The 15,444-nt window shown below is 48.2% G+C and carries 15 protein-coding genes; 9 read left to right on the forward strand and 6 right to left on the reverse strand.

The features are described 5' to 3' along the window. The first annotated feature begins 258 nt into the window (after nucleotides 1–258). The 3 genes from D328_RS0104845 to D328_RS0104855 all read left to right on the forward strand — a co-directional run bounded on the left by D328_RS0104845 (nucleotide 259) and on the right by D328_RS0104855 (nucleotide 3,227). A complete protein-coding gene (locus D328_RS0104845) occupies nucleotides 259–1,320 on the forward strand; it encodes an LLM class flavin-dependent oxidoreductase (protein WP_018883835.1) in 1,062 nt (353 codons plus the stop codon). Nucleotides 1,321–1,529: 209 nt separating this feature from the next. Further along, nucleotides 1,530–2,486 (forward strand): radical SAM protein, encoded by a 957-nt coding sequence (locus tag D328_RS0104850; protein WP_018883836.1) that lies wholly within the window; start codon nucleotides 1,530–1,532, stop codon nucleotides 2,484–2,486. Nucleotides 2,487–2,750: 264 nt separating this feature from the next. Next, nucleotides 2,751–3,227 carry a DsrE/DsrF/DrsH-like family protein gene (locus D328_RS0104855; RefSeq protein ID WP_018883837.1) on the forward strand — a complete coding sequence of 159 codons (477 nt, stop codon included), beginning with the start codon at nucleotides 2,751–2,753 and terminating at the stop codon, nucleotides 3,225–3,227. 90 nt (nucleotides 3,228–3,317) lie between these two features. Here D328_RS0104855 and D328_RS0104860 read toward each other — a convergent pair whose 3' ends face one another. Then, complete coding sequence (locus D328_RS0104860) at nucleotides 3,318–3,941, reverse strand: acetate uptake transporter (RefSeq protein ID WP_018883838.1); 624 nt, start codon at nucleotides 3,939–3,941, stop codon at nucleotides 3,318–3,320. Between the two features lie 292 nt (nucleotides 3,942–4,233). Then, nucleotides 4,234–4,590, reverse strand: coding sequence for a DUF805 domain-containing protein (locus D328_RS0104865; protein WP_018883839.1), 357 nt, complete (start codon nucleotides 4,588–4,590; stop codon nucleotides 4,234–4,236). 290 nt (nucleotides 4,591–4,880) lie between these two features. Here D328_RS0104865 and D328_RS0104870 point away from each other — a divergent pair, with 290 nt between their 5' ends. After that, nucleotides 4,881–5,621: a Bax inhibitor-1/YccA family protein gene (locus D328_RS0104870; protein WP_018883840.1), complete on the forward strand. Its 741-nt coding sequence runs from the start codon at nucleotides 4,881–4,883 to the stop codon at nucleotides 5,619–5,621. A 140-nt stretch (nucleotides 5,622–5,761) separates the two neighbouring features. On the opposite strand, the gene D328_RS0104875 is transcribed toward D328_RS0104870, so the two are convergent. Beyond that, nucleotides 5,762–6,475, reverse strand: coding sequence for a GT-D fold domain-containing glycosyltransferase (locus tag D328_RS0104875; RefSeq protein WP_018883841.1), 714 nt, complete (start codon nucleotides 6,473–6,475; stop codon nucleotides 5,762–5,764). Between the two features lie 261 nt (nucleotides 6,476–6,736). On the opposite strand from D328_RS0104875, the gene D328_RS0104880 reads away from it, so the two are divergent. The 3 genes from D328_RS0104880 (at nucleotide 6,737) to D328_RS0104890 (ending at nucleotide 9,394) form a co-directional block, all read left to right on the forward strand. Then, entirely contained in the window at nucleotides 6,737–7,423 is a 687-nt protein-coding gene (locus D328_RS0104880) for a glycosyltransferase (RefSeq protein ID WP_018883842.1), read from the forward strand. Between the two features lie 85 nt (nucleotides 7,424–7,508). Next, nucleotides 7,509–8,516, forward strand: coding sequence for a polysaccharide biosynthesis protein (locus D328_RS0104885; protein ID WP_018883843.1), 1,008 nt, complete (start codon nucleotides 7,509–7,511; stop codon nucleotides 8,514–8,516). Nucleotides 8,517–8,548: 32 nt separating this feature from the next. After that, the gene (locus D328_RS0104890; RefSeq protein WP_018883844.1) at nucleotides 8,549–9,394 is read left to right on the forward strand and encodes a class I SAM-dependent methyltransferase; all 846 of its coding nucleotides are present in this window, start codon (nucleotides 8,549–8,551) and stop codon (nucleotides 9,392–9,394) included. A gap of 295 nt (nucleotides 9,395–9,689) precedes the next feature. Here the strand turns inward: D328_RS0104890 and D328_RS0104895 are convergent, their stop codons facing one another. Continuing rightward, complete coding sequence (locus D328_RS0104895; RefSeq protein WP_018883845.1) at nucleotides 9,690–10,667, reverse strand: aldo/keto reductase; 978 nt, start codon at nucleotides 10,665–10,667, stop codon at nucleotides 9,690–9,692. Between the two features lie 161 nt (nucleotides 10,668–10,828). Next, entirely contained in the window at nucleotides 10,829–12,064 is a 1,236-nt protein-coding gene (locus D328_RS0104900; protein ID WP_018883846.1) for an MFS transporter, read from the reverse strand. Nucleotides 12,065–12,232: 168 nt separating this feature from the next. Between D328_RS0104900 and D328_RS0104905 the strand changes: the two genes are divergently transcribed. Both D328_RS0104905 and D328_RS0104910 read left to right on the forward strand, forming a co-directional pair. Continuing rightward, on the forward strand, nucleotides 12,233–12,598 hold the full coding sequence (locus D328_RS0104905; RefSeq protein WP_154658966.1) for a winged helix-turn-helix transcriptional regulator: 366 nt from the start codon (nucleotides 12,233–12,235) through the stop codon (nucleotides 12,596–12,598). Nucleotides 12,599–12,804: 206 nt separating this feature from the next. Then, entirely contained in the window at nucleotides 12,805–14,073 is a 1,269-nt protein-coding gene (locus D328_RS0104910) for a hypothetical protein (protein WP_018883848.1), read from the forward strand. A gap of 74 nt (nucleotides 14,074–14,147) precedes the next feature. Here D328_RS0104910 and D328_RS0104915 read toward each other — a convergent pair whose 3' ends face one another. After that, nucleotides 14,148–15,410, reverse strand: a complete 1,263-nt coding sequence (locus tag D328_RS0104915; protein WP_018883849.1) for a DUF4179 domain-containing protein — start codon at nucleotides 15,408–15,410, stop codon at nucleotides 14,148–14,150. Between the last annotated feature and the right edge of the window lie 34 nt (nucleotides 15,411–15,444).

Below are 15,444 nucleotides of genomic sequence, written 5' to 3' on the forward strand. Positions count from 1 at the left end.
GGAATAAACACCCTCATTATTCGCCTTAAATTCATGCAATAATTAGAGTTATATCCTTTTATTTACATAATGTACACCTTGAAAAGATGCCTGTCTCCACATACATCTTAATTACGCACAAAATTTGATGAATGAGGCTTGCAAGTATAGAGAAAATAGTTCAATATAAAGATAAGTTGTGAGTAGAATTAAGTAAGTTGCTAACCAAAAGGTTGTAAATATGATATTCAAAAATCATCGTATAGGGAGGCTATTAACATGGAAATTGGAATTACAACATTCGTGGAGACTTCACCGGATGTGAAGACAGGCGAGGTCATGAGTCATGCGCAGCGGCTGCGTGAGGTAGTAGAGGAGATCGTATTAGCTGATCAGGTTGGCCTGGATGTCTATGGTGTCGGCGAACACCATCGTGTGGATTATGCAGCCTCTTCCCCTGCTGTTGTACTCGCTGCGGCTGCTGCTCAGACTTCCCGAATCCGGCTTACCAGTGCGGTTACGGTCTTATCCTCAGACGATCCTGTACGGGTGTTCCAGGATTTTGCGACATTGGACGGGATCTCGAATGGTCGTGCTGAGATCATGGCGGGGCGTGGCTCCTTTATCGAGTCGTTCCCATTGTTTGGCTATGATTTGAATGATTACGACGAGCTATTCGATGAGAAGCTGGATTTGTTGCTGAAGCTGTGTCAGTCGGAGAAAATCACTTGGGAGGGCAAGCATCGGCCAGCTATTCATAATCTGGGTGTGTACCCGCGTCCAGTACAGCAGACATTGCCTGTCTGGATTGGAAGCGGCGGTAATCAGGAGTCCGTCGTTCGTGCTGGCTTGCTAGGTTTGCCACTGGTATTGGCCATTATTGGTGGACGCCCCGTACAATTCGCTCCACTTGTGGAGCTGTACAAGAAGGCAGCAGCACATGCAGGTCATGATGCCTCCAAGTTAACCGTTGCCTCTCATTCGCACGGCTTCATTGCGGACGATGATCATACAGCAGCTGAGAAGTTCTTCCCTCCTGCTCAGGCTGTCATGAATATGCTTGGCCGTGAACGTGGCTGGGGCCATTACAGTCGTGCGACCTTCGATGCGGCTCGTAGTCCTGAAGGTGCTCTGTATGTTGGGGATTCTGAGACCGTAGCCAAGAAAATCATTCACCTGCGCAAGGAAGTCGGCATCACTCGCTTCATGCTGCATGTACCGCTGGGTACAATGCCTCATGAGGAAGTCATGCGGGCAATTGAGTTGCTCGGGACAGAAGTAGCCCCACGTGTGCGTGAGGAGATTGCAGCGTGGGAGGCGGCAGGTCAGCCGAAGGAATAAGTCACGTCAACGGCCAACGTCAACTCATCTGCGAACGTAAGGTATGTCATATCCGAGCCCGGTTCCCTTCGCTATAATTATTTAGTTAAGCCATTAATACCTTGACCGAGTCTAAGTTCATGTGAGTGATCCTAGGGAAGCGGCTCTACACTCACATTCGATCTGGTCAAGGTAACGAGGCGAATTCAGGAACCGGGAGGGTATCTTCTTTGACCGTAGGAAATGTATACAAAGCACTTGAGCTGCAGCAGCCAGATCAATATGAGCTGGATGGGCTGGAGGTTGGTGTAACTTCGAATTGTAATCTCAAATGCGACTACTGCTGTGCCTATAAGCGTGATGACGGAAATTGCATCAGCGGCCAAGAGGTCATTCGCGTGATCAGTGAGCTACCTACGCTGAAGCGGGTGCGCTTGTCCGGCGGTGAGGTCACCCTGAGATTTCAGGACTGTCTGGACATTATTCAATACTGCTCCAGCCATGGGATTGATACACAGCTGAATACGAATGCCAGCCTGCTTAATGAACGGCGTGTCATGCAGCTACATGAAGCTGGTGTGTCCAATATTCACATTTCATATAACTTTACGGATGCTGAGCGGTATGCTGCTTACTATCGAGTGCCTGCCCAAGTCCATGCGAAGATCGAACATAACATTCGAGCTTGTACAGAAGCAGGTATCAGCACCGTGTTGGAGACGCTACTGTTCGATGAGACACAGGGCCGGATGCTGGACATCAGTGATCGTGTATATGATCTGGGTGTCAGAATCCATGAGATCCAGAACAGCATCATTATGGATCATCGTGGCTGGAACAAGATCGCTTCACGCGAAGCACTGGTTCGTTCGGTTCAGGAGCTCATTGCGCATAAGCAGGAAGATATGATACTTTACTTTACATGTATGGATCGCTTTGCGGATCGTCTCGGACTTCAAGGCCAGCCTGGGGTGTACTTCTCCAATTGCGTAGATGGTACTCGTCAGCTTCATTTGCACGGGAACGGAGACATCATTATCTGTGAGCTCTGTCATCCGGTGGTGATCGGCAATATCTATCAAGGTACGTCTCTGAGTGATATATATCAGAATAGGCCACAGGCCTTACAGGAATATCTGGAGAAGCTGCCATGCCCGGCGTATGAAGCACTCTTCGGCGGTGAGTGAACCTAAGTTATCAATTAACCTTTAGCTAATGATAGCGAGTACGCTTGTTCATCATATGAACCATGTGGCCGGATGCATTCGTATCCGGTTTTTTGGTATACCCTGAGCAGGAAGGACCATACTATGCAGACAGTGCATGGTTAGGGATATCCGTGTTCAGTCATCCAGAAAGGGATGCAGTGAAGCATCGGGATTCATTTCGATATATGGGGCAAGAAGTATGATCCATGGCTGTGGTATGTATTCAAGCTGGGAGGCTGTGTAATGGGCAAAAAGATGAACCTGCTAATCTTCAGTGGGGATTACGATAAGGTCATGGCTGGATTGATTCTGGCTAATGCTGCTCGGGATATGGACGTGGAGGTGACGCTTTTCTTTGCATTCTGGGGGCTGTTGGTGCTGCGTGACCCGGAACGAATGACGAACGAAGGCAAGACGCTGCATGAGAAAATGATGAGCTGGATGACACCCAAGGGACCGGAGGAGCTGCCGCTCTCACATATGAACTTCAGTGGACTGGGCAAACAGATGATGACAGATATGATCGAGGAGCACGAGGCTCCAAAGCTGATTCATTACCTTAAGGGGGCACGCAAGAAGGATGTTCGGTTCTGTGCCTGCAAGCTGTCTGTCGAGATCATGGGCTTCAAGCCAGAGGAGTTCATTCCAGAAGTTGAGATTATGGATGCCCAGGCATATTTGGGGGATGCGCTTCAGTCGGATATGCAGCTGTTCATATAGGCAAAATTCCAAAAAGCCCCTGCATACATTGCAGGAGCTAACTCGGGCTTCATTTACGCTGAATAGCTTCTAAATACCTAAGTGAATAGGCTAGCTGCGAGGCTTGAAAATACCAAACGGACGTCCTACAGGAAGGAACACTCGTCCAAAATGGACATTCAGTACCGCTGCGCCTGCGCCATAAAGGGATAGCAAACCGATCGCCATCTCAGAGTATGCTGCCAGTGCGTGTGATGCTTCCTCTGCAATTCCGAAGGCGTTCAGTGTGAGTCCAAGGAACAGGAAGTCGATCAGCAGGAAAATGAAGAATAGTACCTTGTGTGTCTCCATGGCCCCGATGGTCATGAAGATGGTGAAGATCAGGTACCCTGCGAATGCAAAGCCAAGCTGACGTCCATCCACCTGAGCGGCCAGCTCAGGGCCGAACGTGCCGAGCTTGATCATCCAGCCAGCTGCCATAGAGAACCAGAAGAACGCATAGGCTCCGAAGGCTGTCATGCCGAAGGTGTTGTTGTGCTTGGCATCCAGCAGACATGCTAGTAGCTGGGCACAAGCTCCCAGGAATACGGCCCATGGAATGACGAGGCCAAGGCCTTCAGTCAGGCCCAGCTTTTGGGACGAAGCGACGAGTGTGACGATCGCCAGCCCGAATAGACCAATCCCGCTAGGATCGGCCGTTACAATCTTGACTTGAGTATGCGATGCGCTTTGCATGTGTTGCCAATGCCTCCAATATTATGGGTTCGTCATCTCCGCACGGAAATGATACAGCCTACAGTATAACGGATGTGAACACGTTCGCATAGAGCATAAATTGGGAAAGCTTTGTGTCGGGAATGGACCACTGCTGCGGAGCTCAGTACATAGTGAACAGATGTGATTGTAGCCTGCTCAGGAGGTATATTCATGATTAATAGAATAAAAGGAGAGAAAAAGAGACCTGATTCAGAGTGAGTCAGGTCTCTTCTATGCTCAAATGCTGTATTTTGCATGCTGTTATAAGAAATTAGTATTTGTCTCCAGAGAACTTCGGATTAGGTCCATATTGATTATCCGTTGGCTCGCTATCGAGGCAAATGAAATACAGTACAACAAAAGCACCGAATGGAACGAAACTAAGCAAGTACCACCAACCGGATTTGCCGATATCATGTAGACGACGAATAATTACGGCCAAACTAGGAAGCATAACAGCCAGAGAGTACAGGTAGACTAGTAGAAGCTCAATGCCAATCAGTTGCCCTATTATGGCAAGAACTAGAACAGCGATAGCATTGAATAGCGCAAACATCCAGTACTCTTTGCGTCTTGCTCTTCCAGAGAAGCCAACATAATTTTTCAACACCTTTAAGTACCATTCCATAAAAAAATAAATTCCTCCTCAAAAATATGTAATATTAATCACAGCATTCAGCATCCGACAAATTATACCTTAATTAGCGTATGTCGGAAAGACCATAATATTCCTGAAAAGATAAAATTAATAACATAAATAGATTTTTTTAAGTTATATTGATGTGAGCTTTGAATTTTGGCTATGCTAGCAGTCTGAATACGAGATTATAAGCATATACATAGGATCAAATAAAAATAAGCTTATTATAAGCATGATATGATATATTTGAGAAAATATGACTATTAGGGGGAGCAACTTTGGTAGGACGTAGTGGTAATCCGACATTAAATGACAACACTTTTGAACGGGACGACTTTTATGGCTCACACGAGCCAATGACGATTGGGGGCACGGTCAACAAGGCATTCATGACATTGGCCATTCTAATCGGTGCAGCTATCGTTTCCTGGACCATGTATTTCAACGGGTATTCAGTGGGAGGACTCATCATCGGTGGAGCTATTGCAGGATTGGTTCTGGCCTTGATCATTTCCTTCAAACCAACAACAGCGCCATATTTGGTACCTGTATACGCTATTGCGGAGGGTCTGTTCGTGGGAGCACTGTCTGCGAACTACGAGGCTTTATACTATGGAATTACCCTGCAAGCCGCTCTGTTGACCATGAGTGTATTTGTAGCTCTGTTGTTGGCTTATAAATCAAGGGTCATTCAGGCTACCCAGAATTTCAGATTAGGCGTATTTGCTGCCACTGCAGGCATTGCATTAATGTACCTGCTGAGCTTTGTTCTGAGCTTCTTTGGTATTACCGTACCTTATCTTCATGATAACAGTCTGATCGGTATCATTATCTCGCTCGTCATCGTTGTAGTAGCTGCGCTCAATCTGGTCCTGGACTTTGACTTCATTGAGAGAGGGGCTGAGCAGGGGGCACCCAAGTATATGGAGTGGTACGGTGCTTTCGGCCTGATGGTTACGTTGGTGTGGCTGTATCTGGAGATGGTCCGTCTTCTCGCGAAGCTGCGCAGTCGTGACTAATCGAGGCCAATCATCCTGTAGTCTTACAAATGACTATTATGTAGAAGCAATCTTCCGAGTGAAGATTGCTTTTTTGTGCTACTTATGCGCTTGAAGAGCTAAGTCCAATGAAGTGCTAAGTTCAATGAAGTGCAGCTACTCTAATTCGGCTTGCCTTTAATCAGGATGTTGGAGGCCTTGCCAAAGTCAATACCTACCTTACCTGTCAACTCGGCCACCTTCTGTGCCAGAACGACTGCATTTACACCACAGCAAATCAAAGCGACATCGAACTTGTCTTGGTTACGAATCATGAATTGTAGAGCTTCAGTCATCTGTCCGTATTGGACGAACGGGTAGGTCAACGTAACCTGCATCCGGTAAGGATCATTCTGCAGTACGCTCTTCAGTTGCGCAATCGATTGATACATGAGCATAATTCGTCGTCCGTGCAGCATGGCCCAGAACCGCGGGTTCTGCGCGAGCTGGCGATTGATCCATGCTGGACAGGTGTGTGTGGGATGGATTTGATAGTGGGTCATGATCTTGTTCGTCAGCTCTCGCTTGAGATAAGTAGGAGCCTGGATAATCTGATCCCCGGGGGGTAGCAGACCTACAATACTGGCTCTGCGGATTGAACGGACCAGTAGATTCCTGAGTGAAATATTAGGAAGCTTCACTCCCTTGTGTCCCTGATTGGCTTTGATGACCCAAGGCTCCTGCAGGATATCATCCATGGACATGACGGAATTTTGTGACAGTACCAGGTTCTCCCCGTCGCCAATCCGAACCAGTGAAAAGGGTTGCCCTGTCTCCAGGGCCATACCAATTCTTCGGATGACTTCTTCTTGCCCCAGATGGACGCTATTGGCCATATCAGCACACTCCTTTGCAGCTTGCATCTCCTCGTAGAGATTCTATGAACAAAAGCGTGCGGACGCTTGTACTCCAGACCTGATTGGAGTCAGAAAAACAACCTGTTCCGCCTTTGCACCCGATACCATATCGCGGCAGAGCTAGCGAATAACTATCTTTTCTAATAGCTAGCGATTGTCCATTCCAATTGAAAGGTTCATTCATAAGTTAATATATGCTGCGAGCATAGGAGAAGGATATCAACGCAAGGAAGTGAGTGAATGTCAAGCAAAAGAGTTGTGATTGAAATCAATTTCAACAACTATGGCATCGACCCTGCAAGGCTGACGGAGTCGTGGATTGCCAACCGGATCGCCATCTTTCATAAATATACGCTGCGAAGTCTGAAGAAGCAGACGAATCAAGATTATTTGTGTCTAATCAAGACAGCAGGCGACTGCGAGCAGATCATCAAGTCTGTTCTAGGCAAATATCCACCGCTTCCACCACATATCCGCTTTGTGACCAGTATCGAGGCCAAACGTCAGACCGAAGCCTATATTGCAGGCTATGAGGATTTGTACATCGCCCGCCAGGATTCGGATGATCTCTTTCACAAGACCTTCGTCCAACAGCTCCACCAGTTCAAGCATAAGCCTATCACCCAAGTGCTGATTACCCAGAATGGCTACATGTGGGATACCGTAGAGAACAGCATGATACCGATGTATTTTGAATCACCGCAATATTATACCCTCATCTATAGTGTTAAAGCCTTCATGGCTGGCAAGCGCTATAAGCTTCCCGGAGGACACGGCTATGCCATCAAGATGCGCCATGAGCTACTGAAGCCGCGTAACTATGTCAACATCGTGCATCCTTCCATAACCTCTAAGAAGCGGCTGCCGGCGCATATTACCAGACTGACCCCCGCTAATATGAAGAACATTCTGAATGACTTTATGTAGTTAGCATTTGGGCATTCAAATCCAGAGTAGGACAATACCGAACCGGTAGCTACCTTTAACATTCCAAGACAGGAAGGAGATTCTCATGTTCAAAGACAAGACGATTCTGATCACAGGTGGTACGGGATCGTGGGGGTATGAGTTGACTCGGAAGCTGCTTAAGAAAGCCCCGCGCGAGATTCGTATCTTGTCCCGTAATGAATTCTCTCAGGTCAAAATGCAGCGAACGTTTCAGTCGGATGTAATCAAGTTCATCATTGGTGACGTACGGGATTATGAGGCCGTTCATGAGGCTTGCCGCGGTGTGGATTATGTATTCCATCTCGCTGCGCTCAAGCATGTGCCTGTCTGTGAGGAATACCCGCAGGAAGCGCTCAAGACCAACGTGCTTGGCACGGAGAATATTATTAAGGCCAGTATTGAGCAGCGGGTGGAAAAGGTTATTGATGTCTCTACCGACAAGGCTGTGGACCCGATTAATTTCTACGGCATGACCAAGGCGCTCGGAGAGAAGCTGATGATTCGAGCCAACCGGTTGAGTCCGCATACCCGCTTTGTATGTATCCGCGGAGGTAACGTGCTGGGGACGAATGGCAGCGTGGTGCCACTGTTCAAGCAGCAGATTCTGGATGGTCAGGATCTCACACTTACGCAAAAGGATATGACCCGGTTTTTCCTAACCGTCTCGGAGGCCATTGATCTGTTGCTAGAGGCTTCACATGCGGCAATTGGCGGGGAGACGTTCGTGATGAAGATGAATGCTTGTCTGATTACGGATCTGGCCAAGACACTGGGCAAGTACTTAGCCAAGCGTGAGGTAGGCTTTAGAGAGATCGGGATTCGCCCGGGAGAGAAGCTGCATGAGGACCTGGTGTCACCGTATGAATCTCCATACACCTACAAGTACAGCGAGCAATACTATGTCATATTGCCTTCCCATCCTTCAACGGAGCTGGTGGAGAGGTATAAGACATATCCGGCGGTTACCTTTGACAAATACCATTCCAATGCAAATCTTCTAGATGAAGAGGGGATTGCGAATTTGTTGAAAAGAGGCGGCATGCTGGCCGCGGATGCCCGTCCGCTCAGATAACCGCTTGGATAATAGGCGGGAGGTAAAGTCAGATGGCGAATAATGATCAGGTGAATCTGCGCTATTATGGCTTGGTGAATTCCGAGCAGTCCCATGAAGCTACACGCCAGCGCGTACACTGGATATGCAAGCGAGTGGTGGGGAACACAGTGCTCGACATTGGCTGCAGTCAAGGGATCACCTCCATATTGCTAGCCCGCGAAGGCTTTCAGGTCACAGGAATTGATATCGAGGATACAAGCATCAAGTATGCCAAGAGTGAGCTGATGAAGGAATCGTTGCTGGTGCAAAAGAAGGCGCGTTTTCTACTCAAGGATATAACGATGCTGCAGCCTAAGGAAGGTACGTATGACACGGTCATCATGGGGGAGATTCTGGAGCATTTCTCTCAGCCTAACAAGCTGCTGTCAGCTGCTCATCGTCTGCTGAAAAAGGGAGGGAGGGTCATTATTACGGTGCCCTTCGGCTACCTTCCCTTTCATGATCATAAGCAGTCCTTCTATGTGGGGAGCTTGTGTAGACTGCTGGAGTCCTATTTTGATGAACTGAGTGTCGAGGTACAGAGCAAATATATATGCTATGCAGGTCGCAGGAAGGATCAGATTAGCAAGCAGATTGATACGGACTTCAAGGTTCCACAATTACTCAAGTGGATGCAGCTGGATCAAGCTCAGTATCTTGAGTATGAGAAGAAGGGCGATAAGCTACTCAGGGAACGCAAGCAGTATATGGACAGCAGGGATAAGAAGCTGCAAGAGATGCGTCAGCAATCCGAGCAGCTTGGCAAGCAGATTGAGGTGCTGCGAGCTCAATTGGCGCAGGAGCGAGTGAACGTTGCCCATTTGCGAGGACAGCTGAACAGCGGACCAGGGAATTAAGATTCAGAATGCTTGTCATAGTACGTAATCTGCGGATTCAAGTGTGCATGAGCGTCTCTGCCAATGGGCAGTCCATGATCAAGCTATAGAGATGCATAGTCAGACTATGGAAAGGATGTGAAGGCTGCCTAAGGGCAGCCTTCTTGTCTTTGAATTAGACCATGCAGCGGTGGCCACTTCCCGCAGTATTGGCTACCTTGTAATGATGGTTGTATTCACGATATGGAGCCCGTCCACCTGCTATTCTCTACTCATGCAGTGATGGTTCCATCCCCATGGGTCTGCTCAGGTGTGATTATTCTACGGGCAGGCGATATACAGCAAAAGGCTCCTGATGAATATAACGGCTGCTCGCATTCTCCAGCCGCTGTGCGATGTCGTCACTGTAGGACAAGTCTACACTTGGCAGGCTTTCAAGCAGCTGCTCTGGACGAGTGGCACCTACAATAACCGTAGAGACCGCAGGCTGGTGCATGAGCCAGGCCAGTGACAGAGCTACAGGACTGGTATTCAGCTCAGCAGCCAGCGTTCCAACCGCTGTCCCGAGTTGAATCCGATCTGGACTCAGAAAGCGTGAGAAGTTAGGGTCCGTGTCTGCTCTGGACCCTGAAGGAACTTGTCCCTGAGCATATTTGCCTGTCAGGATTCCTCCAGCAAGGGGGAAGTAAGGGATAATACCGATGCCCTGATCAAGGCAGAGAGGCATCAGCTCTCTCTCAGGAGTGCGATCTGCAAGGGAATAACTGACCTGGACGGATATATAACGAGCGAACCGCTGTTGCTCACTGATGCTGAGTGCCTTCATGAGCTCCCAGGCTGCATAGTTAGATGCTCCGATATAGCGGATTTTACCGGCAGATATCAGATCATCCAATGTGCGAAGAGTCTCTTCCAGTGGTGTTGATGGATCGAAGGTGTGAATCTGATACAGATCTACATAGTCAGTCTTGAGGCGACGAAGACTGTCCTCCAATTCGCGCTGGACATGGAGACGCGAAGAACCAGCTTGATTCGGCCCCTGTCCGCGAGGTAATCCGGCCTTGGTCGCCAGCACAGCCTCATGTCGTCGCCCTTGCAGCGCAAGACCAATGATGCGTTCCGACTCTGTGTTGGCATAGATATTGGCGGTATCCAGGAATTGTATCCCTGCATCGAGCGCGGTGTGGATGATTCGAATGGAGCTCTCCTCGTCAGCTCGTTTCCCAAAGGCATTCGTGCCCAGTCCTAATGCAGATACCTGTAGACCACTGTGCCCCAGACGGCGGTAATGCATGTTGCTCACTCCTTTGCATTCAGTTGGTCCTATTATTGCAAATACTCACTGGGCCATGCAATGTGCCAGCTACTGTGTCAGTGCGCTCTTACTTAAAGTGACCCATTCGTGCCACGTGCAGCTCCTCGTGCTTGGCGCCCTCCTCTTGGTCCTACTGCGTGTCATACACTAGTCTGCTTAGTGTGCGAACGGACAGTATTCGCATGTGCGGTGGTGGTTGTCTCTTGCCGCTGTAGACTGAGACTCCATAGAACCAGCAGTACAGCTAAAGCGACCATGAGTCCACCCACCCAGGTGGTATGGATAAGCCCGATACTTGCGGTTACTTGTCCGCCGATGAATGCACCTAACGCAATCCCCGCATTGAAGGCTGCGATATTCAGGGCAGAAGCGAAATCCACGGCAGTAGGAGCATATCGCTCAGCCAGAGTAACAACATAAATCTGCAATCCTGGTACATTCATGAAGGCCAGCAAGCCCATGAGCAGTACCGTTATTAGCCCAAGCACGGAGTCCGCTGCAGTCCAACCGAGAATGAACAGGACGACGGATTGAGCTATGAACATGAATAAGAGTGCTCGTAGTGGCTTTTGATTGGCGACTCGCCCTCCAATAATATTACCGAGCGCAATAGCTAGCCCATAGATTAATAAGATGACGGCCACCGTCGATTCACGATAGCCTGAGATATTTTGCAGCAATGGTGCGAGATACGTGAATACCGCGAAGGTTCCGCCATAGCCTAGAGCAGTCATGGCAAAAGCCAGCAGCAGCCGCTGATTCGTAAGCAGCTTGATCCGGTCTCGCATGGAAGCTAGCGAGCCTCCGCGTAGATCTGCAGGTACTAATAGCTGATTGGCTATCAAGCTCACTATACCAATAATGACGATCGCAATGAAGGCAACGCGCCAGCCCCATTGCTGTCCAATCATGGTGCCCAGCGGAACCCCGGTAATGGTTGCTACTGTTAGGCCGGAGAACATAATGGCGATGGCACTGGCTCGTCGGCTTGCAGGCACGAGATCAGCAGCAATGGTGGACCCGATGGACATGAATAGACCATGGGCGAGAGCAGATAGCACTCTGGCTACCAGCAGCAGGACAATGCCTTGAGCCGCAGCAGCCAGGCTATTGCCGAGAATGAAGACCAGCATAATCCCGATCAGCAGGTGCTTACGCTGTATTCCTGAGGTCAGGGAGGTTAGAATCGGTGCTCCGAGCATGACGCCCAGCGCATATAAGGTGACGGTCAGGCCAGCAGTCGTAACGGATATATGAAGATCATTGGCGATCAGGGGAAGCAGCCCTACGCTAATGAACTCGGTCGTTCCAATGGCAAATGCGCTAACGGCAAGAGCTAGCAGAGCCAGCCTGCTCCGTGCATTAGATGTAGACATGAAATGGATCACTCCTAAATATTGAGATGTGTAGCAGGTAAGTGCTATTATGACTGGAAGGAATACAGATGAATAGTACGTACTTTTTAGTGATATAAGTACCTGAAAGTAATGTAGGTACTTTTTGGTGCCTATTAGAACAGACAAAGCGATAGGTTAATGGAGGTTATGGAATTGGGAAAGAAATATAATATTTCTGTGGAAGCAACACTTGAGGTAATCGGGGGAAAATGGAAATGTGTGATCCTCTGTCATCTGACACATGGCAAAATGCGCACCAGTGAATTGAAGCGCGTGATGCCAAGCATTACGCAGAAAATGCTGACCCAACAGCTGCGAGAGCTGGAGGAGGATGGTATTGTGAACCGGATCACCTATAACCAGGTGCCCCCGAAGGTTGAATATGAGCTGACAGAGTATGGTAGAAGTCTGAAGCCCATTCTCGATTCACTCTGTGCCTGGGGGGAGCAGCACATTGTTCGGGAGTATGGCGATAAGCATACGGTACTGGTGGATAGTCCGTTAAATCGGTAATTTTGAGGCCTACAGCAGGGTCCGAAACAACCCATTAGGAAGGCTATAGACGGTCTCAGTACAGGCGTAAGATTACTGGGATCAACTGCTTTTACCGTTCAAATGAGCCTTAATGAAGATTTTTAGGAATCAGAGTAAATTATTTACTGCTTACTTCCGATATATTATTGATAACATATACTTCATTGAAGAGAGAGTGGTCCGCGATGCAAATGAACGGTATTTATGCATCATCAACTTCAAGCACTGTGGCAGTAAAGAATAATCAGTCTGCTACTAGATCGCTTGCCTCTGCAGGTAACAAGGCTTCGGACGCAGTAGAGACCTACACCCCGAGTGTGATTGACGAAGGACAACAGGAGCTTCGTGCATTGGGAGGTCGGTGGATTGGTGGAAGGGAATTTGCTTCGGTTCACGGTACGGACTACTCAAAGAATTTTCAGGATGATGTGAGCGGATTTTTAGTAAAAAGCGCATATGAACGTGATCAACTGCTTCAGCGTTACACAGGAGACGAGTTGAATCAGCGTCTTGAACAGTACGATAAGCAAGTTCAACTTAAAATAGAGGATATTGCGCAGACAACAGCGAGTACTTTGTCTCAATATTTAAATGTTGAGAATGATTCACCCATCTTTGATAAGGACCAGTTGGCTAGTCGCATTAAGGGAATGCTGCAAGAACAGCAGCAGATATTGGGCAAGTTACAGTCAGAGCAAGGAGACAAGTGGAATCAGGTTATTGAGCAGGGAGGGAAAGGAATTACAGACTTCCGAGATCAATTGAAGCAGGCAACAAGCCAAGCTTTTGCGACGGAGTCTACATCTTTCCAGGACATTAGCTACCAGGATGTGGCAGGGGTGTTTAATGCGTTGGTGCATACGACCTCCAATGCATTGAATACGTACAGTAACAATACCGAATGGGAAGCCAATATGCTCGGGACTGCACGTCTCAAGCTAGATTTGTATTTGCAGCAATCGCCGATGTCTTCTGCGATCAAGGAACAGTTCACTCAGTCTGTAGATACTGCAATGAATAATAAACTGAGGACTTCAGAATTTAACGATTATAAAACTTCGCTTATGATTAATCCTAAGTTCCGGGAGAAATTCCAGTCTCGTGAAGAGATGTCACTAGAGATTAAGCGTATGTTTGATAAGCAATTACAAGACCCTACTGCCAAGAAGTCTGAAGGCACGATCATGTGGGAGAGCATGAAGGGTTTATTGAATCAGAAGCCGGAGGATATCCGCAGTGGATTGATGAACGCCTTCAATAGTCTGCATCATAGCTTCATATCAGCACCGAGTATGCAAGGGGATGTGGGCCCACAGGCCAAGCTTGAGTTCGCCAATCAAGTGCGAGATGAGAGTGTGGAGGACTGGAACAGCTTTATTTCTTCCCTGAATATGGACCAGCAGCAAAAGAGCGCGCTAACTATACCCAAGAATAGCATTGATATCAAAGTATAGTCGTGTATAACATAGAGCCTCCGTTCGGTGTCTAGCCGGACAGAGGCTCTTCATGTATGTGCTAGTTCGAGGCTTCAATTGCCGATTAGGGGAATATCAAGCTGAATAGGCGAATCGATCTGTAAAGGGTAAGTGCTAATCGTCATCAGCAGTGGACCGTGGGCATTGGCGCCATTTTCAATGGTGAGTACGGTCTCGGAGCGTGTTCCCTGATCAAATGAACCTGTAGCTTGCGTGATCATGTACTCCGTGCCGTCCAGATCCTTCACAGTACTGAAGGACACCGTAGATAACTGCTCTGCTAATTCTCCTGGCTCCAGGGAAAAGCGTACTTGAAGATCCTGCCCCGTTACCTGGCAACCTTCGTACACGAGCTCATTCGGACCACCCTTCATATCCAGAGAGGTTGGGTCTATACGGATATCCAGCAATTTTTTGTCTAGAGCAGAGATCCCGGAAGCCTTGAGCATCAGTTGCTTAGGAATCGTAAAATACATACTTTCAAAATAAACGGAGCGCTCATTTCCTTTAGTTAATGCGATATCACTCTTCCAGCTTCGTCCTCTTTCATCGACCAGTTCCAGTTGTGAAAAGTTAAATATCTCTTTGCTATTGCCTGCATCATATTCTATATCCAGTTGCAGTCTTAGAGGAGACAATATAACCTTGCGGATGTGAATAAGTTGACCATCCACGCTTAGGGTCTGTCCTATTGGAATACTCCGTTTCATTCCTTGTGTGAGCGATACGTCTACCGGGAAGGTGACCTCCCAGCGTTCTGCATTTGTCTCTTGGCTGGAGTAGAACTGTACAGACATCGTTTTGGGCAACGTTGTGCCTGCCGGGAACAGCATATCGACATAATCACTGTATTCCTTGGATGTCTTATCAGGATTGTGATCATAGCTATAGGATACGGGGAGCCGTTCGCCCGTGTCATCTCGAAGATCGACCCGATCTAGGCTGCGCAGCTGCTGCTCTGTTCCCTTCACGGTATAGAACAGAATCATACGGGATTCATCTGCAATAACTCCATCTACTGTCACGGCTAGCCCATCATGCTCATCAGTAGCTCCAATCGGCTGTAGCAGCTCATGATCAACTGCATCCATGATTCCAGAATCGTGTCGGATCAAAGCTACGAATCCTTCCATCCCTGGTAGCTGCTTAATATAGGAGGCGAAGGCAGGAGACACGCGAATACATCCTGTGAAGATTAGCAAGGCTGCGGAGGTTGCGATGAGGCTGATGAACCAGCGCTGCCGGGTTCTGCGTCGACTCTGTGCTTTCTGTATTCCTTCTTGGATAGAGTGGCTTGTTTCAACAGGAATCTGCATACGATTGTACTCCTCCTGTGGAGTATGCAGACGT

The sequence above is a fragment of the Paenibacillus massiliensis 2301065 = DSM 16942 genome (assembly GCF_000377505.1).
GTDB classification, from domain to species: domain Bacteria; phylum Bacillota; class Bacilli; order Paenibacillales; family Paenibacillaceae; genus Paenibacillus; species Paenibacillus massiliensis.

Coding starts and splice junctions, on each gene's coding strand:
- D328_RS0104845 (WP_018883835.1), top strand. CDS start 259: ATGGAAATTGGAATTACAACATTCGTGGAGACTTCACCGGATGTGAAG.
- D328_RS0104855 (WP_018883837.1), top strand. CDS start 2,751: ATGGGCAAAAAGATGAACCTGCTAATCTTCAGTGGGGATTACGATAAG.
- D328_RS0104860 (WP_018883838.1), bottom strand. CDS start 3,941: ATGCAAAGCGCATCGCATACTCAAGTCAAGATTGTAACGGCCGATCCT.
- D328_RS0104865 (WP_018883839.1), bottom strand. CDS start 4,590: ATGGAATGGTACTTAAAGGTGTTGAAAAATTATGTTGGCTTCTCTGGA.
- D328_RS0104875 (WP_018883841.1), bottom strand. CDS start 6,475: ATGGCCAATAGCGTCCATCTGGGGCAAGAAGAAGTCATCCGAAGAATT.
- D328_RS0104880 (WP_018883842.1), top strand. CDS start 6,737: ATGTCAAGCAAAAGAGTTGTGATTGAAATCAATTTCAACAACTATGGC.
- D328_RS0104885 (WP_018883843.1), top strand. CDS start 7,509: ATGTTCAAAGACAAGACGATTCTGATCACAGGTGGTACGGGATCGTGG.
- D328_RS0104890 (WP_018883844.1), top strand. CDS start 8,549: ATGGCGAATAATGATCAGGTGAATCTGCGCTATTATGGCTTGGTGAAT.
- D328_RS0104895 (WP_018883845.1), bottom strand. CDS start 10,667: ATGCATTACCGCCGTCTGGGGCACAGTGGTCTACAGGTATCTGCATTA.
- D328_RS0104900 (WP_018883846.1), bottom strand. CDS start 12,064: ATGTCTACATCTAATGCACGGAGCAGGCTGGCTCTGCTAGCTCTTGCC.
- D328_RS0104905 (WP_154658966.1), top strand. CDS start 12,233: ATGGAATTGGGAAAGAAATATAATATTTCTGTGGAAGCAACACTTGAG.
- D328_RS0104910 (WP_018883848.1), top strand. CDS start 12,805: ATGCAAATGAACGGTATTTATGCATCATCAACTTCAAGCACTGTGGCA.
- D328_RS0104915 (WP_018883849.1), bottom strand. CDS start 15,410: ATGCAGATTCCTGTTGAAACAAGCCACTCTATCCAAGAAGGAATACAG.